Below are 16,877 nucleotides of genomic sequence, written 5' to 3'. Positions count from 1 at the left end.
GGTGTGCGGGGTCAGGCCGTATCGGGCCTGGATCGGGTTGACGGGCCGGAACCAGGCGCCGCCTCCGGAGGAGCAGCTGCCCCAGCCTCGGGAGGTGACGCCCTGGGCCTGGTCGCCACTGATGAATGAGCCGCCGCGGTCGCCCCGGTTCCGCGCGAACGGGTACACGCCCGCGGCCCCGGTGACGCCCGGCACCCGCCGCGCCTAGACTGACGATCCTGGAATCGCGATGTGACCTGGCAGAACGCCGCCGGAACCGACCGGCGCCAGTTGGGAGTCAGTCCGTGTTCTACTACGTGCTCAAGTACGTGATCCTCGGCCCGCTGCTGCGGGTGCTGTTCCGTCCGAGGATCGAGGGCATGGAGAACATCCCGGAGGAGGGCGCGGCGATCGTCGCCGGCAACCACCTGTCGTTCTCCGACCACTTCCTGATGCCCGCGATCCTGCCGCGCCGCATCACCTTCCTGGCGAAGGCCGAGTACTTTACCGGCACCGGCCTCAAGGGGCGGCTGACAGCGGCGTTCTTCCACAGCATCGGGCAGATCCCGGTCGACCGCTCCGGCGGCAAGGCGGGCGAGTCGGCGATCCGCGAGGGAATGAAGGTGCTCGCCAAGGGCGAACTCCTCGGCATCTACCCCGAGGGCACCCGCTCCCACGACGGGCGCCTCTACAAGGGCAAGGTCGGCGTGGCCACCATGGCCATCCGCGCCGGGGTGCCGGTGGTCCCGTGCGCGATGATCGGCACGTACGAGATCCAGCCGGCCGGCCGGCGCCTGCCGCGCATCAAGCCGGTGAGGATCCGCTTCGGGGAACCGCTGGAGTTCTCCCGCTTCGAGGGGATGGACAACGAGCGCTACGTGGTGCGCTCGGCCACGGACGAGATCATGTACGCCATCCTCGCCCTGTCCGGCCAGGAGTACGTCGACCGCTACGCCGCCGAGGTCAAGGCGGAGCAGCAGGGCCAGTCCGGCATCGGCTCCCGGCTGCGCCGCGGGGCCTGACCGGTTGCGCCCTGGGCGGATCCGCGCACGGCGAACGGCCCTGGTCCCGGCCGCCCCGGCCCGCCTAGCGTTCCCGTCATGACAGGAACCGCATTGGTGATCGGGGCCACGGGACAGATCGGCCGGGCGGCGGTGCGCGCCCTGGCGGAGGACGGCTGGGAGGTGCGGGCCGCCTCCCGCGGGGGCGGCGGTGACGTGGAGTGGCCCGACGGGGTCCGGCCGGTGGCCGTGGACCGCGAGGACACGGCCGCGCTGGCGGCGGCCCTCGGCCAAGGCTGCGACGTACTGCTGGACTGCGTCGCCTACGGACCGGAGCACGCCCGGCAGCTGACCGACCTCGCGGACCGCATCGGCTCCGCGGTCGTCGTCTCCAGCTGCTCCGTCTACGAGGACGGCCGGGGCAGGAGCCTGGACACCGGCGGGGAACCGGACGGCGCGCCCGTCTTCCCGGTGCCCATCGCGGAGACGCAACCGGTGCTGGCCCCCGGCGAGGGCGGCTACTCGGCGCGCAAGGTGGCGCTGGAGCGCGACCTGCTCGCGGCGGAGGGGCGGTTGCCCGTCACGCTGCTGCGGGCCGGGGCCGTCCACGGCCCGCACAGCCTGCGGCCGCGGGAGCTGTACTTCGTCAAGCGGGCCGTGGACGGGCGGCCGTTCCGGGTGCTCGCGTACAACGGCGCCAGCCGCTTCCACCCCGTGCACGCCTCGAACCTCGGCGAGCTGGTGCGGCTGGCCGCCCGCCGCCCCGGCTCGCGGGTGCTCAACGCCGGTGACCCGTACGCCCCGACGGTGGCGGAGATCGCGGACGCGATCGACGCGGTGCTGGGCCACCGGGCGCAGACGTACGCCGTGGACGGCCCTCCGCCGGCGAAGAACGTCGGCGACACCCCGTGGACCACGGCGCACCCTTTCGTGCTGGACATGTCGGCCGCGGAGCGCGAGCTGGGCTACCGCGCCGTGACCGGCTACGCGGAGTCCCTGCCGGAGAACGTGGCCTGGCTGGTCGAGCGGCTCGGCGGACGGGACTGGCGGGAGGCCTTCCCCGTCCTGGCCTCGACCTACGACCGCTTCGGCGACCTGTTCGACTACGAGGCCGAGGACCGCTGGCTGGCAGCCGGAAAACCCCTCGCCGGACCCCGGGAGGCCGAATAGCCTCGGGGCGTGGAAAGGGACGGGACATGAGTGCGCGGCTGCGGGCCCTCGCCAAGGAGACGGAAGGCCTTGTCGCGAGCGGCCGCTACCGCACGGCACGCGGCGTGGACGTGGCGATCGGCGAGGCCGTCGACCGGGCCGTGCGAGGGACGCGGATGTACGGCCCCGGGCCCGTCGATCCCGGTCCCGGCGCGGACGGCGTCGGGCCGACGGCCTTCGAGGTGACCGGCGAGGACAGCCTGCAGGCGGCGCGCCGGCTGGTGAAGCAGGCCCCGGGGGCCCCGGTCGCCGTGCTGAACTTCGCCTCGGCACGCAACCCCGGCGGCGGCTACGTCAACGGTGCGCAGGCCCAGGAGGAAGCGCTCTGCCGTGCGTCGGCGCTGTACACGACGCTGCTGACGGTGCGGGAGTTCTACGACCGGCACCGCGAGGACCGCAGCCCCTTCTACAGCGACCGGGTGATCCACTCCCCCGGCGTCCCGGTCTTCCGCGACGAGCACGGCGTCCTGCTGGACGAGCCCTTCGAGGCCGGCTTCCTCACCTCCGCCGCGCCCAACGCGGGAGTGATCGCCCGTCAGGAGCCGGAGACCGTGGACCGGGTGCCCGCCGCGCTGTCGGCACGGGCGGGCCGGGTGCTCGAGGTCGCGGCGGTGCAGGGCTACCCCTCCCTGGTGCTGGGCGCCTGGGGCTGCGGGGTGTTCCGCAACGACCCGGCGGCGGTCGCCGCCGCCTTCCGCGGGCACCTCGGGCCGGGCGGGCGGTTCGCGGACCGCTTCGGCCGGGTCGTCTTCGCCGTACTGGACCGGCGCGCGGACTCGCCCACCCGGGCCGCCTTCGCCGCCGCCTTCCCCGCGTAGAGGAGTCACATGAGCGACAAGCGCAACATCGACACCGTGATGGACGCCGTGGACCAGAAGTGGATGCCGCACGTCCTCGCCGAGGTCAACGACTACGACGTGAAGGTCGCCAACGTCGAGGGCGACTTCGCCGAGCACGCGCACGCGGACACCGACGAGTTCTTCCTCGTCCTCGCCGGACGGCTGCACCTGGACCTGCCGGACCGCACGGTGACCCTCGGCCCGCACGAGGTGTTCACGGTGCCCCGGGGCGTGCCGCACCGGCCGCGCGCCGAGGTGGGCACCCGCATCCTGATGTTCGAGCCGCGCGGAACGGTCAACACCGGCGACGGCAACGAGGACGCGGGCACGACCGGGGTACGGCTCGGGTAGCCGCCCGGTCCGGGAACGCCGGACGGCCCCGGCGCGCCCTGTGTGCGCGCCGGGGCCGTTTGGCTGTGTGCCGCGGTGGGGTCAGCTCGCGGGCGGCACCGGAGCGGCGTGCGGGGCGCACGTCACGTCGGACCGGTCGAGCTTGCCCGACACGAAGTAGCTGGTGACCCGGTCGTGGGGCTTGGCGTAGTCCACCGGTACGGTCACCCAGCCACACTGGACGGGGCTCGCGAGGCCCCAGTCCGCCGGGCAGGCGACCCAGTCGATGCCCGTCCTGGCGGCGTGTGCCGCGGCGATCCGTACGCCGTGGGCCTCGGCGGCGCCGCCGTGTCCGTGGGTCGTCGGCCCACTGCGGGCGACCGCGGTCTGCGGTGCCGCCGTGGCGACGGTGCCGGCTATCAGGGCCGCGGTCAGCCCGAGCACGGCCATGCGTCTGACCATGAACTCCCCCTGCTGTTGGTGCCGCTCGTGGCGGCCCGAACACAACTGCAGGGGGATCCTTTCGTCCCGCAGGCCTCCGGGAGAAGATCTTATGAGTGTTTCTTTACCAACCCATAAGGCCGGAGCGGCGGTTGGCGGCATGCTCCACGGCCGCCTCGGCGGGGCCGCTGACGAACGATGAGGCAAGCGTGCGGCATGAGGGGCCCGAGGGCCGGACGGTGCTGGAACTCGTCAGGTCGGGGCTCGGTCCGGCGCTGCTGCCGCGCTCCGCGGCCGAGGGGGCGGCAGGCGTCGTCGCGGTGCCGTTCACCGAGCCGCGGCTCGTCCACCGTACGGAGGTGCTCCACCGGGACGGCGCGGGTGGGGCGGCGGCGGTGCTGACCGGCCTGCTGACCGGGGCCCGGGGCCGTAGTCCCGGGGCCCGCTCACCCGTTCGGCTCAGCGCCTTTTGCCCCGCCCGGGTGACGGCCGCACAGTCGAGGGGACGGCGGTGACTGGGCGCGCCATCCTCCCGGGATGGACGAGGCGGTCCCCCGGGCGACCGTCCCGGGACCCGGCTCGACGGCCCCTGGCACGCGACTCCCGCACCGCCCCGTGCGATCGAGCGGCCCGCCCGGGCCCCACGCCACCGTCCTCAGCGCGGCTGCGGCGTGCGCACGGTCCTCGCGCCCCCAAGGATCGAGGTTCCATGGACAGCACTCCGAAGACACGCGTCGTTCTGCGGATTCGGCTTCACAAGGGCAAGGGGGATCAGTATGCGCAGGCATACGACCTCGTGCACCGCGGCATCGTCAAGGCGGACGGCTTCATCAGCTCGCAGCTGTGCCGGTCCCTCACGGACCCCGACAGCTGGATCGTGACCAGCGAGTGGCGGTCGCTGGACCAGTACCTCGCGTACCTGGCGAGCGAGGACTTCAAGGCGCGGCGCGTCGGGCTGCGGGAGTGCATCCTGGAGCACGAGTCGACGCAGTACGCGGTCGTCGCCGACGTGAAGCCCTGACGCGGCGCCGGCTGCGGCCCCCGGGGCGGTGCCCGCCCCGGGGGCCGGTCCGCGGACGCGTCAGCGCCAGCGGTACAGCTCCTTGAGCCGGTTCACGACGATGTTGAAGCGGCCCCGGTCGAGGGCGCAGGCCTCGCGGCGCATGCCGTCGGCGTGGACGCGCAGCACGCGGTCGACGTTCACCCAGGACGCGCGGCCGGACTTGTCCCACGGTCCGGAACCGATGGCGACCCACTCGCGGTCGTCGTTGTGCTCCTTGCTGGACAGCTGCACCGCGAGCAGCGTGTCGCCCGGCTCGCGCGCGACGACGAGGACCGGACGGTCCTTGCCGCGGCCGTCGTTCTCCTCGAAGGGCACCCATGTCCAGACGATCTCGCCCGGGTCGGGGTCGCCGTCGTGGGCCGGCGCGTACTCGGTGCGGACGGGGCCGACCTGCTCCGGCTGTGCCTCGGTGGTCGCGTGGGGGCCGTAGCGGCCCGGGTTCTCGGTGTCTATCGACGTCACGGGGCCACGCTAGCCGACAGCATGCGGCGCAGGCACAGCCCGTCCGGCGCGAGGGCGGTCAGCAGGGCGGCAGGACCGGCGAGCGGGGTCAGCACGGCCTCGCCCTGTTCCGTGTCCCGTACCGGCACCCGGGGCTCCACCGGCTTCTCCTCGAACGCGGGGTCCACGACCAGCAGTTGTCCCACCGCTCGGTGCGTGTGCAGGACGGCGGGGCCGGTCCCGCCCGCCGCGCCCGGCCCGAAGGAGAGCTCCTGGTCCAGCAGCGGACGGCCGCCGATCCGCACCGTGAGGCGGGTCGTGAGCCGGCCCGGCCGCTCCCCCGCCCGCCCGAGGATCTGCTCCTCGCGCAGCACCAGGCGGGCGCCCGGGGCGAGTTCGGCCGCGGTGGTCATCAGCAGGTCGCAGCCCTCCGCGGCGATCAGCGGCTCCGGCAGCCAGTGCAGCACGGCGTCCTCGCCGACGGTGAGCCGTACGTCGTACCGCGCCTGCTCCCCGCCGCGGCCGGGCAGCGCGACGGTGGCCGCCGCCGCGTCCACGTGCAGCACGGCGCCCGGCCGGGCGTTGACGTGCAGGGCCAGCCGGTCGCCGCCGAGCGGGGCGGTCATGGCGCCGACGACCGTCACCCGGGCCGCCGTTGCGTCGGCGGAGCGCGTACGGCGCAGCGCGAGCGGCCCGTCGCCGGTGAGTTCGGGCAGCGCGGTGCCGCCGCGGCCGTCCGGGACGGCGGTGATCCGCGCGGTGGCGTGGACGCCGCTCACGCGGGGATGGCTGCCCAGGCCGCCAGCCGCATACGGATCCACTCGGCGACGGGGGCGACGCCGTTCTCGGCGACGAGGGAGGTGAACACCACCGGCAGGTCGCCGCGCTGCTGCCGCGCGTCGCGCGCCATGCGGCCGAGGTCGGAGCCGACGTACGGAGCGAGGTCGGTCTTGTTGACGACCAGCAGGTCCGCGGTGGTGACGCCGGGGCCGCCCTTGCGCGGGATGTCGTCGCCGCCGGCCACGTCGATCACGAAGACCTGGGCGTCGACCAGACCCTTGGAGAAGGTGGCGGTGAGGTTGTCACCGCCGGACTCCACCAGGACGAGGTCGAGCGGCCCGAGGGCGTCCTCCAGGTCCTCGACGGCCTCGAGGTTGGCCGAGATGTCGTCGCGGATCGCGGTGTGCGGGCACGCGCCGGTCTCCACGGCGGCGATCCGCTCGGGCGGCAGGACGGCGTGGCGCAGGAGGAAGTCGGCGTCCTCGCGCGTGTAGATGTCGTTGGTGACGACGGCGATGGACAACTCGTCGCGCAGCGCGCGGCACAGCGCCGCGACGGTGGCGGTCTTGCCCGAGCCGACCGGGCCGCCGAGGCCGACCCGTAGCGCGCGGCGGCTGCCGTCGGGGCGGGCCGTGCGTGTGGCCCAGGTGTGCCGTTGCGGGAAGACGGCGTGGTCGTGGTCGAGGTGCATGAAGCTCCCTTCAGGAGGCGAAGAGGCGGACGGGCCACCCGGCGTGGGCCTCGGCGTACACATCGAGCAGGGGCGCGGAGGCGGCCGGCAGGGCGCCGGTGCCCTCGGTGAGGCAGCGGTGGGCTGCGTCGGCGGCCCGGGCGGCGACCTCGTCCAGGTCCGGGGCGAGCCGGGCGAGCACGGCGGTCACCGCGAACGGGTCGAGGCTCAGCAGGCGTACGGCGGCGGTCGCCGGCCCGGTCACGGCCTCGTACGCCGCCGCGTGGGCGGCGTCGAGCGAGGTGAGGCCGGCGGCCCGCGCCGTGACGCCGAGTACGACGGGCTGGTGGGCGCCCCGCGGCCGGGCGGTGGCCAGCGCGTCGAGCCCGGGTGACGGCCAGGCGGCGCGGGCGGCCCGCAGCATCTGCCGGCCGAGGCGGCGGGCGGTCTGCCGCAGCGCGGGTGAGGGGGTGCGGGCGTCGGCGGCCTCGTCCAGCGTGAGCGGGTCGGCTCCCGCGGCGGCCGCGGCGGCGAGCGCCGCGGCCACCAGGCCCGTGGTGTGCAGCCTGCCCCTGCAGAACTCCTCCAGCGTGCCGGGCCCGGTGATCCGGCCCGCCTCGACCGCCGCCTCGGCTCCTCCGGAGTGGGCGTGGCCCCCGGCGGGGAAGCGGCCGTCGGCGAGCAGCAGCAGCGCGGCGCGGTTCATCGTCCCCCCGCCCGTTCAGAACAGGAAGTACCGCTGGGCCATGGGGAGTTCCATGGCCGGGGCGGGTTCGACGACGTCTCCGTCGATGCGGACGGTGAAGGTGTCGGGGTCCACCTCGACGCGCGGCATGGTGTCGTTCTCGCGCATGTCCGCCTTGGTGACGCGCCGTGTGTCGCGGATCGGGAGGAACCGCTTCCCGAGCGCGAGGCGTTCGGCGAGACCGTCCTCGAGGGCGGTGTGCGTCACGAAGGTGAAGGAGTTGGCGGCGGGAGCGCCGCCGATCGCGCCGAACATGGGCCGCGGCATGACCGGCTGGGGGGTCGGGATGGAGGCGTTGGCGTCGCCCATCTGCGCGTAGGCGATCTGGCCGCCCTTGAGGACGAGCTGCGGTTTGACACCGAAGAACGCCGGGTCCCACAGCACCAGGTCGGCGAGCTTGCCGCTCTCGACCGAGCCGATCTCGCCGTCGAGACCTTGGGCGACGGCGGGGTTGATGGTGTACTTGGCGACATATCGACGTGCGCGCAGGTTGTCGGCCCGCCCGTCGCCGGGCAGGGCGCCGCGCCGCCGCTTCATGACGTGCGCCGTCTGCCAGGTGCGCAGGACGACCTCGCCGACCCGGCCCATGGCCTGGGAGTCCGAGGAGATGATCGAGATCGCCCCCAGGTCGTGCAGGACGTCCTCGGCCGCGATCGTGCCTGGCCGGATCCGCGACTCGGCGAAGGCGAGGTCCTCCGCGACGGTGGGGTTGAGGTGGTGGCAGACCATCAGCATGTCGAGGTGCTCGTCGACGGTGTTGACGGTGTGCGGACGGGTCGGGTTGGTCGAGGACGGCAGGACGTTGGGGTGGGCGACGACGGTCATGATGTCCGGCGCGTGTCCGCCGCCCGCGCCCTCGGTGTGGTAGGCGTGGATGCCCCGTCCGGCGATGGCGGCGAGGGTGTCCTCGACGAATCCGGCCTCGTTGAGGGTGTCGGTGTGGACGGCGAGCTGGGCGCCGGTCGGCTCGCACACCGTCAGGCAGGCGTCGATGGCGGCCGGGGTGGCACCCCAGTCCTCGTGGATCTTGAAGCCGACGGCCCCGCCGCGCAGTTGGGAGAGCATCGCCTCATGGGAGACGGTGTTGCCCTTGCCGAGCAGGCCGATGTTGACCGGGTAGTGCTCCAGTGCGGCGAACATCCTGGCCAGGTGCCAGGGTCCCGGCGTGATGGTGGTGGCCTTGGTGCCCTCGGCGGGGCCGGTGCCGCCGCCGACGAGTGTGGTGATGCCGGAGGCCAGGGCCTCGTCCACGATCGTCGGGGAGATGAAGTGGACGTGGGCGTCGACGGCCCCGGCGGTGAGGATCTTGCCGTTCCCGGCGATGACCTCCGTCTCGGGTCCGATGACCAGGTCCGGGTGGACGCCGTCCATGGTGTCGGGGTTGCCGGCCTTGCCCAGCGCAGCGATCCGCCCGTCGCGGATGCCGATGTCGGCTTTGACCACGCCCCAGTGGTCCAGGACGACGGCGCCGGTGATCACCGTGTCGGGGGTGCCCTCGGCCCGGGTGGCGCGGGCCTGCCCCATCGACTCGCGGATCACCTTGCCGCCGCCGAAGACGACCTCGTCGCCCGAGCCGTCGGCGCCCCCCGACAGGTCCCTCTCGACCTCGATCAGCAGGTCGGTGTCGGCGAGCCGTACACGGTCCCCGGTGGTGGGCCCGAACAGGTCGGCGTAGACCGCACGCGGGATCTCAGCCATCGAGAGCACCTCCGGTCTGGCCGCGCAGCCCCGGCACGATCCGCGCGCCGCCCAGCGGTACGAGCTCGACCTCGACGGGGATGCCGGGCTCGAAGCGCACGGCGGTCCCGGCGGCGACGGCCAGGCGCTTGCCGCGGGCCGCGGCGCGGTCGAAGACGAGGCCGGGGTTGGCCTCTGCGAAGTGGTAGTGGGAGCCGACCTGGACCGGCCGGTCGGCGGAGTTCAGCACGGTCAGCCGGGTGACCGGCCGGCCCGCGTTGAGCGCGACCGGTTCGGCTGCGTGGAGGATCTCCCCGGGGATCACGCGGCGCCCCTAGACGATCGGCTCGTGGACGGTGACCAGCTTGGTGCCGTCCGGGAAGGTGGCCTCGACCTGGACGTCGTGGATCATCTCCGGCACGCCCTCCAGGACGTCGTCCCTGGTGAGCACCTTGCGGCCGGAGGCCATGAGCTCGGCGACGGTGCGGCCGTCCCGGGCGCCCTCCAGGAGGTGCGAGGTGATCAGGGCGATGGCTTCCGGGTGGTTCAGCCGCAGGCCCCTGGCCCGCCGTTTCTCCGCCACGTCGGCGGCGACGTGGACGAGCAGGCGTTCCTGCTCGTGGGGGGTCAATTGCATGGCCACACCTCGCAGTCGTCCCGGGTGAACGGGCCCGCGGGGCGTCCCGGCGCGCGGATCCGCTCTGCCGTTGTCCGGAAGCCGCAGGCTAGTTCGGCGGCGTTTCGTCCGCGTTAACTCCCGGGTTCCGGGGTGAAGCCGGCGAGCGCGCGCGGTCCGCCGCGGAAGGTGGTGACGTCGGCCTCGGGGAACAGCGCGCGTTGCAGCATCACCCCTTGGACCGTGCCGATCAGGGAGCGGGCGACCTCGTCGGGCTCGGCGTCCTCCGGCAGCATGCCACGGCGTCTCAGCTCATCGGCGTACGACACGAGTCCCGCGACCACCCGGGCGTATCCCTGCCCCAGCCGCCCGGCGGGGACGGGGTTGCGCAACGCCTGGCTCCAGACCCGCGCGGCGAGCCGCGGCGCGGCGCCGTCGTCGCCGAGCGGCGGCAGCCCGAAGAGCCGGGCCACGACCTGCCCCGGGGCGGGCAGCGGCTCGGTGACCAGCGCTCACGGGTGTCGCCGGGGCCGCCCTGGCGCAGAGCCGACTGGGCGCGCCGGGCGGTGACGGGTGGGTGAACGCGGGGGCGATCGGGCTCACCACGCCGGCCATCGCGGCCGCCGGGGCGGGTTGTCGGCGCTGCTGGGCCGCGTGGGCATCGCACCGGCCGCGCTGCTGGTCGCCCTGCCCGGCGACCCGTTCTCCGGGGTGACCTCCGAACCGGAGATGCTTCCCGCTGCGGTGGGCGTCCTGGGCCGGCTGCCGCCACCCGGCGCCGGGGGGCTCACCGATCCGCGGCAGCGCCTTCTTCGACGGACACGGGGCCTTCGGTCCGGTGGCGGTGCCGGCCACCTGGGCCCTGCTGGGGCCGCCGGCACTGGCGGCCGGGGCCGTACGCGCCCGCCACCGGGCGGCGGACGGCTGACCGACCGCCGCACGCCTACGGGCAACGCCCGCCGGAAGCCGCCGCTCAGGCGCCGTCGTGGCGGGCGTTCGTCGTACCGCGGTGCTCCGCGGCGATACCGAAGCGGCGGCGTTCGCCCGTGGCGGACACCGCCCCGCGCACCGAGGAGACCGTACTGACCACCGCCTCCACGGGGGAGGCGTCCAGTTCTTGGAGTCGTTGCAGGTCAGCGGAGGAAACCAGGGCGACCAGCGGCTTGCCGTGACGTGTCACGACCACCCGCTCACCGCCGTAGACGACGCGGTTGATCAGTTCCGCCAGTTCCGCACGCGCTTGTGTCACCGGGACTTCGTGGGCCATGCTCCCCATCATAACGAGATGTACGTCCTGTACATTTTTTACAGCGACGGGCACCCCTGCCCAGGTGCCCACGGAGGTGCAGCGATGCTTCGACCGACCGCCCGCTACGTCCTGCCCGAGTTCACCGAGCGCACCAGCGAGGGCGTGCGCTCCATGGACCCGTACTCCAAGCTGCTCCAGGAGCGGATCGTCCTGCTCGGGACGCCCATCGACGACACCTCGGCCAACGACGTGATGGCGCAGCTGATCCACCTGGAGGCAGCCGCCCCGGAGCAGGACATCTCGCTCTACATCAACTCGCCCGGCGGGTCCTTCACCGCGATGACCGCGATCTACGACACCATGCAGTTCGTCAGCTGCGACGTGTCGACGGTGTGCGTCGGCCAGGCGGCCTCGGCGGCGGCCGTCCTGCTCGCCGCCGGAACGCCCGGCAAGCGGCTGGCGACCCCCGGCTCGCGGGTGCTGATCCACCAGCCCTCGTTCGGGGAGGTGATCCAGGGCACCACGGCCGACCTGGAGATCCAGGCCGCGGAACTGCTCCGCCGCCGTGATCAGTTGGAGGAGCTGCTGGTACGGCACACCGGACAGGAACCGGAGCGGATCAGGGCCGACATCGAACGGGACACCATTTTTGACGCTCCATCGGCCCTCGCCTACGGACTGGTGGACCGGCTGACGCTGAGCCGCAAGGACGGCGCCGGCCGCCCCCCGCACTCCGCGCGGTGACCGGCCGTGGTACCCGAACTGCCACCGCTCCCGGCCCTGACGCGGGCCGAGGGCGAGCTCGTCGACACCTATCTGGAGGTCGTGGACCTGCTGGGCCGGATCAACCCGTCCCGCTCCCGGGACACCTACGGGGCGCTGCGCGCCGCGCAGGCCCTGGTGGGGCGGGCGACGGAGCTGCGTGACGCGCTGACACTGATGCACATGCGCGGTGAGAGCGAGGTGCACACGGCCACCATGGAACGGGCGCTGCGGGTGCTCGACGGCGAACGGCGCACCGGCCAGGTCACCTTGCCGCCCCACCGTCGCTGACGGAGCGTCACGACGCACTGGTCCGTTCGGGCGACGCGAACTCGAACCGAATGGACTCGCCCGATCGTTGTATCTGCCGTGGACGGCCGAGTGGTCACAAGTTGCGCGACACGGCCGCACTCATCCGGAATCTGACGCTCCGCCCCTGGTGTTCGACTCCTTTCGAGTCGTCAGTCCGGGCCCTGCGTCGCGGAGTCCACCCGAATAGGTGAGTCGTGAACAGACTCACATTCGACCGGTTGCGCTGGGAATCGGTCGCTTCGGTGGGTGATCATCCCTTTGACGACAAGCCCCCGTCATCCCGGCGGGGCGGTCCGCGCGGACGCCGAATCCTGCCGCCGCGCGGATGCCAGGTCGACAACGACGCACCGGCAGGAGCGGAGGACCCGAGCAGTACGGGTCCGGCGCCGGTCGCCGGACCCTTGGGGTGAAGCCGCAGCCGCGGCCGGGCATCTTCGCCTGCCCGAACCCGACAGGTCATCCTTCGCAGGCGGACGACGAAGGGTTGCGCATGAGTGCGCCAACAGCCATGTCCGGGGTCCTGTGCCGGCTGGGGGCGGTATCCGCCCTCACGGCGGCCGCCGTGGCCGGTCCCGCGGTACTGCCGGAGCTCGCCCAGCAGGCCGACGCGGCGACGGTCTCCACCAAGGCGCTGCGGATCGCGGCGTCCAAGAAGGGCGCGCCGTACCAGTACGGGGCCGCCGGCCCCGGCAGGTTCGACTGCTCCGGGCTCACCTTCTACTCCTTCAAGAAGGCGGGCAAGAAGCTGCCCCGCACCGCGGCGGCGCAGTACAACAGCGTCCGGCACATCCGGAAGTCCGCACGGACCCGCGGCGACCTGGTGTTCTTCCACTACGGGAGCAACGTCTACCACGTGGGGATGTACGCCGGGCACGGCAAGATCTGGCACTCCCCCAAGCCCGGCGGGCGGGTGCGGCTGGAGATGATCTGGAGCCGCAGCGTCTGGTACGGCCGGGTGAAGTGACCCCGGTCGCGGACGTGCCGGTAGCGTGCCGGTGTGTCCTTGGAACGAATCCTCGCCGACGCCGCGGTGGGCGTCTTCCCGCCCGCCGACGGCTCGGTGACGGTCGTGCCGCAGCCCACGCCGCGCGACGCCGGGGTGATCGCCTTCACCGCCCACGCCGTGGTCTTCGCGGACGCCGACCCGGGGCGGATCCGCGGGCTGCTGCCGCCCGGCGACCTCTCGGCACCGCTCGATCCGCCGTTCCTCACCGCGCTGTGCGGGCTGCTGGACCGCACGGTGAACAACGTCGACCTGCTGACCGCCGCGCCGGCGCTGCCTGGGCGGCCGCCGGCCGCGCTGGGCCTGCCCCTGCGGGAGACCGCCGAACGGGACCACCCGCGGATCGCCCGGGCCCTGCGGCACCGTGACGACGTCCGGGCGTGGACGGTGCCCGGGGGCACGGTCCTGACCGGCCGGGGCGTGGCGGGCCGCTGGGAGGCGGCCCTGGAGGTCGACCCGGGGGCACGCGGCGCGGGCCTCGGCCGCCGGCTCGCGCTTGCGGCGCGCCATCTCGTCCCCGGGGGCGAGACCGTGTGGGCGCAGATCGCCCCGGGCAATGCGGCGAGCGTGCGGGCGCTCACGGCGGCGGGCTTCGTCCCGATGGGCGCCGAGGCGCTGCTGCTCACACGGGAGGACTGAGGGCCACTGGGGTCACTCGACGGCGGCAGTGGCCCAGGGCAGGCTGATCCAGACCGTCTTGCCGCCCTCCGCGGTGGGGGTGACCAGGAGCGTGCCGCCCGCCTCCACCGTGAGATGACGGATGATCACCATGCCGCGCCCGTTGTCCTGCTGCACGGCGGCGGGCAGCCGCTGGGGCCACCGGGGGTGACTGTCGGTGACCCCGATGCGCAGTTGCTCGTCCCGGTCCAGCTGGACGTCGAGGGTGAAGGTCGGCGACTGGCCGAGGGTGTGCAGCACCGCGTTGGTCGCCAGCTCGGAGACGATGAGCCGGACGGAGTCGGCGGGGTCCGAATCCTCGGGCATGCCCCACTCCACCAGCAGGTCGCTCACGTAGCGACGTACCGCGGGGACCGAGGCAGGGTCGCTCGGCAGGGTGACGGATGCTTCCTGGTGGTCTGCCATGGCGACGCTGTCCCTTTCCCGCCGTGACCAGGACGCCGGCGCCCGCCGCGCCCGTGGCCGCGCGCGCGACAGCCGAAGGCGCCGTGCCCCGCCCACGCGGCACGTCCCCGTTCGGCACTCACGCGCCAGAGTGTCACTCATCGTGCCCTTAATCAGGTGTCACCACAGCTATATGCATATATCTGTCGCCCAAAGCGGTGAACTCTGCTACGAGAGAACGTATTTGCGCGGCAGACTTCGCCCGGGGACCGGCGGGGGTGCCGGGAACCGGGAGGTGCACACACCATGCAGCAGGTGCCGGCGGTACGCCGCCGCAAGATCGGCTCGGAATTGCGCCGTCTGCGCGACACGGCGGGGCTCACCAGCGGTGAGGCCGCCCAGCGGCTGGGGTGGCACCAGTCCAAGGTCAGCCGGATCGAGACCGGCCGCAGCGGGGTGCGCCCCGAGGACGTCACGGCGCTGCTGGACGTGTACGGCGTGCGCGACCAGCGGCTGCGGGAGATGCTCGCCGCGCTCGCGAGCGAGGGCGACCGGCGCGGCTGGTGGCATGAGTTCCGGGAGGAACTTCCCTCCGCCTACCGGGACTTCATCTCCCTGGAGACCGACGCCTGCCGGGCGCGAACCCTGGAGACGACGGTGGTTCCCGGACTGCTGCAGACCCCGGACTACGCCCGTGAGTTGACCCGCTCGGTCCTGCCGCAGCTCGGTCCGCGGCAGATCGCGACCCTGGTGCAGGTGCGGATGGCCCGCCAGGCGGTGCTGCGCGCCGATCCGCCGCTGGAGTTGTGGGCGGTACTGGACGAGGCGGTGCTGCGCCGGAGTGTCGGGGGGCCCGGAGTGATGGCGGCGCAATTGAGCCATCTTGTGGAACTGGGTTCACTGCCTCATGTGCATCTGCAGGTGCTGCCCTTCTCGGCCGGTGGGCATATAGGCGTCACAGGGCCTTTCGTAATCTTCTCATTTCCGCGCATTGCTGATCTCGACGTGGTTGTTCTCGACCATTTGACGAGTAGTCTCTATCTGGATCAGCACGAGGACGTCAGGGCGTACGGTGCTGCCTTCAATCGATTGCGCTCCCATGCCCTGTCGAGTGAGCAGTCGTTGTCCTTCATCTCCGGCATCGGCAAAGGCGCGTAAGGAGGCACGCCCCCCATGTCCAATGTCCTGCCTCAGTACGTCACCTCCAGTGCGTCCCTCTTCGGCGTGAACTGGCGACGCAGCAGCTACAGCACGGCGGCGAACAACTGCGTCGAGACGGCCCTCATCGGAGACGGGCCGCTCTCGGGTCAGCTCGCCGTACGCGACTCCAAGGATGTGCGCGGCCCCGCCCTGCTCTTCCCCCCGGCGGCCTGGGCGGAGTTCCTCGCCGCCGTGGCGACGGGGAACCTGACCGAACACCCCTGAGTTCAGGGGCGCGGCGGCGCCGTACGGACGATCGTCCCCACGGCGTCGCCGATCTCCCGGTCGGTCAGATCGGCCCGCGCGGTGAGCCGCAGCCGCGAGATCCCGTCGGGCACGGACGGTGGCCGGAAGCAGCCCACGGCGAGACCCGCCGCACGGCACGCGGCGGCCCACGCGACGGCCGCCTCGGGTGACGGCGCCCGCACCGACACGACGCACGCGTCCGGCACGGTGGCGTCCAGCCCCGCCTCCACCAGCCGCTCGTACAGCTCGCCGGCGACCGCCCGGGCCCGTACGGCGCGTTCCGGCTCCCGCCTCAGCAGGCGCAGCGCGCCGAGCGCCGCGCCCGTCGCCGCCGGGGCGAGGCCCGTGTCGAAGATGAACGTCCGAGCGGCGTTGACCAGGTGCTCGATGACCCGGGCCGGTCCCAGCACCACTCCGCCCTGGCTGCCCAGGGACTTGGAGAGCGTGGCGGTGCACACCAGTCCGGGCGCGCCCGCCAGTCCCGCCTCCGCGGCCGCTCCACGGCCCCCGGGACCGAGCACCCCGAGGCCGTGGGCGTCGTCCACCAGCAGCGCCGCGCCGTGCTCGCGGCAGGCGGCGGCCAGCGCACCGAGCGGGGCCGCGTCGCCGTCCACCGAGAACACCGAGTCGGTGACGGCCACGGCGGGCCCGCCGTGGCCGATGAGTGCCTTGCGCAGGGCGTCCGGATCGGCGTGCGGCACGACCTCGGTGGCGGCGCGGGAGAGCCGGCAGCCGTCGATGAGCGAGGCGTGGTTGCCGCTGTCGGAGACGATGAGGGTGTCCGGCTCGGTGGTCAGCGCGGTGACGGCGGCGAGGTTGGCGGCGTAGCCGGAGGCCAGGACCAGCGCCGCCTCGAAACCGCAGAAGGCGGCCAGTTCGGCCTCCAGCTCGGCGTGCAGCTCCGTACTGCCGGTGACCAGCCGGGAACCGGTCGAGCCGGCGCCCCAGCGCAGGCAGGCGTCCGCGCCGGCCCGGGTCACCTCGGGGTGGTGGGCGAGCCCCAGGTAGTCGTTGGAGGCGAGGTCCAGCAGGGCCGACCGCGCGGGCCGCGGCCGCAGCGTGCGCACCAGTCCGGCGGCGCGACGCCGTTCGGCGTGCGCGTCGATCCAGTCGAACGGGTCGCGGCTCATGGTCGTCCCCAGGGGTCGGCGGAGGGTTCGGCGCCACCGTAGTGTGCCGGATCGTCTCGCACGGTGTGGTGATGCACACACTCTGCGCGAGCTGTCTTGTGGCATGCCCCATTGGCCCGGGC

General features: G+C 73.4%; 24 protein-coding genes, 1 pseudogene and 1 riboswitch. Of the genes and pseudogenes, 12 read left to right on the top strand and 13 right to left on the bottom strand.

Features of this window, described 5'->3' with window-relative positions:
• Positions 1-144 (bottom strand): annotated as a pseudogene (locus ACRWNP_RS24295) (S1 family peptidase); the annotation flags it as partial.
• A gap of 140 nt (positions 145-284) precedes the next feature.
• On the opposite strand from ACRWNP_RS24295, the gene ACRWNP_RS24290 reads away from it, so the two are divergent.
• The 4 genes from ACRWNP_RS24290 (at position 285) to ACRWNP_RS24275 (ending at position 3,379) form a co-directional block, all read left to right on the top strand.
• Positions 285-1,001, top strand: coding sequence for a lysophospholipid acyltransferase family protein (locus ACRWNP_RS24290; RefSeq protein WP_431964736.1), 717 nt, complete (start codon positions 285-287; stop codon positions 999-1,001).
• 78 nt (positions 1,002-1,079) lie between these two features.
• A complete protein-coding gene (locus ACRWNP_RS24285; RefSeq protein ID WP_431964734.1) occupies positions 1,080-2,150 on the top strand; it encodes an NAD-dependent epimerase/dehydratase family protein in 1,071 nt (356 codons plus the stop codon).
• Between the two features lie 26 nt (positions 2,151-2,176).
• A complete protein-coding gene (locus tag ACRWNP_RS24280; protein ID WP_431964732.1) occupies positions 2,177-3,007 on the top strand; it encodes a TIGR02452 family protein in 831 nt (276 codons plus the stop codon).
• 9 nt (positions 3,008-3,016) lie between these two features.
• Positions 3,017-3,379 carry a cupin domain-containing protein gene (locus tag ACRWNP_RS24275; protein WP_431964730.1) on the top strand — a complete coding sequence of 121 codons (363 nt, stop codon included), beginning with the start codon at positions 3,017-3,019 and terminating at the stop codon, positions 3,377-3,379.
• Between the two features lie 81 nt (positions 3,380-3,460).
• Here ACRWNP_RS24275 and ACRWNP_RS24270 read toward each other — a convergent pair whose 3' ends face one another.
• Positions 3,461-3,820, bottom strand: a complete 360-nt coding sequence (locus ACRWNP_RS24270; protein ID WP_431964728.1) for a hypothetical protein — start codon at positions 3,818-3,820, stop codon at positions 3,461-3,463.
• 188 nt (positions 3,821-4,008) lie between these two features.
• Between ACRWNP_RS24270 and ACRWNP_RS24265 the strand changes: the two genes are divergently transcribed.
• Together ACRWNP_RS24265 and ACRWNP_RS24260 are read left to right on the top strand one after the other, a co-directional pair.
• Positions 4,009-4,314, top strand: coding sequence for a hypothetical protein (locus ACRWNP_RS24265; protein ID WP_431964726.1), 306 nt, complete (start codon positions 4,009-4,011; stop codon positions 4,312-4,314).
• 194 nt (positions 4,315-4,508) lie between these two features.
• Positions 4,509-4,820, top strand: a complete 312-nt coding sequence (locus tag ACRWNP_RS24260; protein WP_431964724.1) for an antibiotic biosynthesis monooxygenase family protein — start codon at positions 4,509-4,511, stop codon at positions 4,818-4,820.
• 60 nt (positions 4,821-4,880) lie between these two features.
• On the opposite strand, the gene ACRWNP_RS24255 is transcribed toward ACRWNP_RS24260, so the two are convergent.
• From ACRWNP_RS24255 to ACRWNP_RS24215, 9 genes are all read right to left on the bottom strand, one after another.
• A complete protein-coding gene (locus ACRWNP_RS24255) occupies positions 4,881-5,324 on the bottom strand; it encodes a type II toxin-antitoxin system PemK/MazF family toxin (RefSeq protein ID WP_431964722.1) in 444 nt (147 codons plus the stop codon).
• On the bottom strand, positions 5,321-6,082 hold the full coding sequence (locus ACRWNP_RS24250; RefSeq protein WP_431964720.1) for an urease accessory protein UreD: 762 nt from the start codon (positions 6,080-6,082) through the stop codon (positions 5,321-5,323). Before ACRWNP_RS24250 ends, ACRWNP_RS24255 begins: the two co-directional genes overlap by 4 nt.
• Positions 6,079-6,774: an urease accessory protein UreG gene (gene ureG, locus ACRWNP_RS24245; RefSeq protein ID WP_431964718.1), complete on the bottom strand. Its 696-nt coding sequence runs from the start codon at positions 6,772-6,774 to the stop codon at positions 6,079-6,081. Before ureG ends, ACRWNP_RS24250 begins: the two co-directional genes overlap by 4 nt.
• Before the next feature lie 10 nt (positions 6,775-6,784).
• Positions 6,785-7,459 carry an urease accessory protein UreF gene (locus ACRWNP_RS24240; protein ID WP_431964716.1) on the bottom strand — a complete coding sequence of 225 codons (675 nt, stop codon included), beginning with the start codon at positions 7,457-7,459 and terminating at the stop codon, positions 6,785-6,787.
• Between the two features lie 15 nt (positions 7,460-7,474).
• On the bottom strand, positions 7,475-9,196 hold the full coding sequence (locus ACRWNP_RS24235) for an urease subunit alpha (RefSeq protein ID WP_431964714.1): 1,722 nt from the start codon (positions 9,194-9,196) through the stop codon (positions 7,475-7,477).
• A complete protein-coding gene (locus ACRWNP_RS24230; RefSeq protein ID WP_431964712.1) occupies positions 9,189-9,500 on the bottom strand; it encodes an urease subunit beta in 312 nt (103 codons plus the stop codon). Before ACRWNP_RS24230 ends, ACRWNP_RS24235 begins: the two co-directional genes overlap by 8 nt.
• Before the next feature lie 9 nt (positions 9,501-9,509).
• Complete coding sequence (locus ACRWNP_RS24225; RefSeq protein WP_431964711.1) at positions 9,510-9,812, bottom strand: urease subunit gamma; 303 nt, start codon at positions 9,810-9,812, stop codon at positions 9,510-9,512.
• Positions 9,813-9,925: 113 nt separating this feature from the next.
• Positions 9,926-10,264: a TetR family transcriptional regulator C-terminal domain-containing protein gene (locus tag ACRWNP_RS24220; protein WP_431964709.1), complete on the bottom strand. Its 339-nt coding sequence runs from the start codon at positions 10,262-10,264 to the stop codon at positions 9,926-9,928.
• Positions 10,265-10,764: 500 nt separating this feature from the next.
• Positions 10,765-11,058, bottom strand: a complete 294-nt coding sequence (locus ACRWNP_RS24215) for a type II toxin-antitoxin system Phd/YefM family antitoxin (protein ID WP_431964707.1) — start codon at positions 11,056-11,058, stop codon at positions 10,765-10,767.
• 84 nt (positions 11,059-11,142) lie between these two features.
• Between ACRWNP_RS24215 and ACRWNP_RS24210 the strand changes: the two genes are divergently transcribed.
• From ACRWNP_RS24210 to ACRWNP_RS24195, 4 genes are all read left to right on the top strand, one after another.
• Entirely contained in the window at positions 11,143-11,784 is a 642-nt protein-coding gene (locus ACRWNP_RS24210; RefSeq protein ID WP_431964705.1) for an ATP-dependent Clp protease proteolytic subunit, read from the top strand.
• A 6-nt stretch (positions 11,785-11,790) separates the two neighbouring features.
• The gene (locus ACRWNP_RS24205) at positions 11,791-12,093 is read left to right on the top strand and encodes a hypothetical protein (RefSeq protein WP_431964703.1); all 303 of its coding nucleotides are present in this window, start codon (positions 11,791-11,793) and stop codon (positions 12,091-12,093) included.
• A gap of 351 nt (positions 12,094-12,444) precedes the next feature.
• Positions 12,445-12,601: riboswitch (cyclic di-AMP (ydaO/yuaA leader) on the top strand.
• 3 nt (positions 12,602-12,604) lie between these two features.
• Positions 12,605-13,078, top strand: coding sequence for a C40 family peptidase (locus ACRWNP_RS24200; RefSeq protein ID WP_431964701.1), 474 nt, complete (start codon positions 12,605-12,607; stop codon positions 13,076-13,078).
• Positions 13,079-13,111: 33 nt separating this feature from the next.
• Positions 13,112-13,756, top strand: a complete 645-nt coding sequence (locus ACRWNP_RS24195; RefSeq protein ID WP_431964699.1) for an N-acetyltransferase family protein — start codon at positions 13,112-13,114, stop codon at positions 13,754-13,756.
• A gap of 12 nt (positions 13,757-13,768) precedes the next feature.
• Here the strand turns inward: ACRWNP_RS24195 and ACRWNP_RS24190 are convergent, their stop codons facing one another.
• Positions 13,769-14,200 carry an ATP-binding protein gene (locus tag ACRWNP_RS24190; RefSeq protein WP_431964697.1) on the bottom strand — a complete coding sequence of 144 codons (432 nt, stop codon included), beginning with the start codon at positions 14,198-14,200 and terminating at the stop codon, positions 13,769-13,771.
• A gap of 285 nt (positions 14,201-14,485) precedes the next feature.
• Here ACRWNP_RS24190 and ACRWNP_RS24185 point away from each other — a divergent pair, with 285 nt between their 5' ends.
• Both ACRWNP_RS24185 and ACRWNP_RS24180 read left to right on the top strand, forming a co-directional pair.
• Positions 14,486-15,337, top strand: a complete 852-nt coding sequence (locus ACRWNP_RS24185; RefSeq protein ID WP_431964695.1) for a helix-turn-helix domain-containing protein — start codon at positions 14,486-14,488, stop codon at positions 15,335-15,337.
• Positions 15,338-15,352: 15 nt separating this feature from the next.
• Positions 15,353-15,604, top strand: coding sequence for a DUF397 domain-containing protein (locus ACRWNP_RS24180; protein WP_431964693.1), 252 nt, complete (start codon positions 15,353-15,355; stop codon positions 15,602-15,604).
• A 2-nt stretch (positions 15,605-15,606) separates the two neighbouring features.
• On the opposite strand, the gene ACRWNP_RS24175 is transcribed toward ACRWNP_RS24180, so the two are convergent.
• Positions 15,607-16,755 carry an 8-amino-7-oxononanoate synthase gene (locus ACRWNP_RS24175; RefSeq protein WP_431964692.1) on the bottom strand — a complete coding sequence of 383 codons (1,149 nt, stop codon included), beginning with the start codon at positions 16,753-16,755 and terminating at the stop codon, positions 15,607-15,609.
• Positions 16,756-16,877 lie beyond the last annotated feature (122 nt).

Source organism: Actinacidiphila sp. bgisy160 (assembly GCF_965342435.1).
Classification (GTDB): Bacteria; Actinomycetota; Actinomycetes; order Streptomycetales; family Streptomycetaceae; genus Actinacidiphila.
This window is presented reverse-complemented; position numbering and strand designations above follow the sequence as displayed.

Excerpts from the sequence above, each read along its gene's own strand:
- ACRWNP_RS24215 (WP_431964707.1), bottom strand. The coding sequence starts at position 11,058 with ATGGCCCACGAAGTCCCGGTGACACAAGCGCGTGCGGAACTGGCGGAA.
- ACRWNP_RS24240 (WP_431964716.1), bottom strand. The coding sequence starts at position 7,459 with ATGAACCGCGCCGCGCTGCTGCTGCTCGCCGACGGCCGCTTCCCCGCC.
- ACRWNP_RS24270 (WP_431964728.1), bottom strand. The coding sequence starts at position 3,820 with ATGGTCAGACGCATGGCCGTGCTCGGGCTGACCGCGGCCCTGATAGCC.
- ACRWNP_RS24235 (WP_431964714.1), bottom strand. The coding sequence starts at position 9,196 with ATGGCTGAGATCCCGCGTGCGGTCTACGCCGACCTGTTCGGGCCCACC.
- ACRWNP_RS24190 (WP_431964697.1), bottom strand. The coding sequence starts at position 14,200 with ATGGCAGACCACCAGGAAGCATCCGTCACCCTGCCGAGCGACCCTGCC.
- ACRWNP_RS24275 (WP_431964730.1), top strand. The coding sequence starts at position 3,017 with ATGAGCGACAAGCGCAACATCGACACCGTGATGGACGCCGTGGACCAG.
- ACRWNP_RS24210 (WP_431964705.1), top strand. The coding sequence starts at position 11,143 with ATGCTTCGACCGACCGCCCGCTACGTCCTGCCCGAGTTCACCGAGCGC.
- ACRWNP_RS24285 (WP_431964734.1), top strand. The coding sequence starts at position 1,080 with ATGACAGGAACCGCATTGGTGATCGGGGCCACGGGACAGATCGGCCGG.
- ACRWNP_RS24260 (WP_431964724.1), top strand. The coding sequence starts at position 4,509 with ATGGACAGCACTCCGAAGACACGCGTCGTTCTGCGGATTCGGCTTCAC.
- ACRWNP_RS24180 (WP_431964693.1), top strand. The coding sequence starts at position 15,353 with ATGTCCAATGTCCTGCCTCAGTACGTCACCTCCAGTGCGTCCCTCTTC.
- ACRWNP_RS24200 (WP_431964701.1), top strand. The coding sequence starts at position 12,605 with ATGAGTGCGCCAACAGCCATGTCCGGGGTCCTGTGCCGGCTGGGGGCG.
- ACRWNP_RS24280 (WP_431964732.1), top strand. The coding sequence starts at position 2,177 with ATGAGTGCGCGGCTGCGGGCCCTCGCCAAGGAGACGGAAGGCCTTGTC.
- ACRWNP_RS24175 (WP_431964692.1), bottom strand. The coding sequence starts at position 16,755 with ATGAGCCGCGACCCGTTCGACTGGATCGACGCGCACGCCGAACGGCGT.
- ACRWNP_RS24225 (WP_431964711.1), bottom strand. The coding sequence starts at position 9,812 with ATGCAATTGACCCCCCACGAGCAGGAACGCCTGCTCGTCCACGTCGCC.
- ACRWNP_RS24185 (WP_431964695.1), top strand. The coding sequence starts at position 14,486 with ATGCAGCAGGTGCCGGCGGTACGCCGCCGCAAGATCGGCTCGGAATTG.
- ureG (WP_431964718.1), bottom strand. The coding sequence starts at position 6,774 with ATGCACCTCGACCACGACCACGCCGTCTTCCCGCAACGGCACACCTGG.